The organism is Elizabethkingia argenteiflava, assembly GCF_009904105.1.
In the GTDB taxonomy this organism is placed as follows: Bacteria; Bacteroidota; Bacteroidia; order Flavobacteriales; family Weeksellaceae; genus Elizabethkingia; species Elizabethkingia argenteiflava.
Window position 1 is genome coordinate 1 of record NZ_JAAABJ010000309.1, and the last position, 645, is coordinate 645.

1 pseudogene is annotated in these 645 nt (G+C 29.5%); it reads left to right on the forward strand.

What is annotated here, in order from left to right:
• Window positions 1-298: pseudogene (locus GNY06_RS03270) on the forward strand (IS481 family transposase); the annotation flags it as partial.
• Between the last annotated feature and the right edge of the window lie 347 nt (window positions 299-645).

Here is a 645-nt window from a genome sequence, read left to right on the forward strand (position 1 = left end):
GAATATGAAGAAGCGATCTATAAAAACCTTCAAACGATATGAAAAACAGGTTCCTGGTCATAGAGTTCAGGTAGAAGTTAAGTTCCTTAATTTCTTTGAAGAATCTGGTAATAAAATTAAGCGTTATCAATATAAGGCAATAGATGATGCTACACGAGCAAGAGCATTAAAAAATTATGATAAAAAAAATCAAGCTTTAACGATTGATTTTTTAGAATACTTCAGAAAACATTTTCCTATTCGAATTCATAGAATACAAACGGATAATCTTCATGAATTCCAATCTAAATTTCACTGACACTGTGTAGAATTAGGGATCAGACATATCTTTATTAAGCCCAGAAGCCCTCATTTAAATGGTAAAGTATAAAGGTCTCCTCTTACGGATAAACAGGAATTTTATCAATTAATTGATTATAAAGATGATATAGATATTGAACAAAAACTCAAAGAATGGGAAATATTCTACAATTCGCATAGACCTAATGTGAATTCGTCAATACTTAATCTGACAGTTGTAATCAAATTAAATAACTTTAAAACAGATTAAGTATTATGACAACACAACAAAAAATCATCAAAAACAAGTTAGGCGTACTTGAATTAGCACAACATTTAGGAAATGTATCCAAAGCCTGTAAAGTA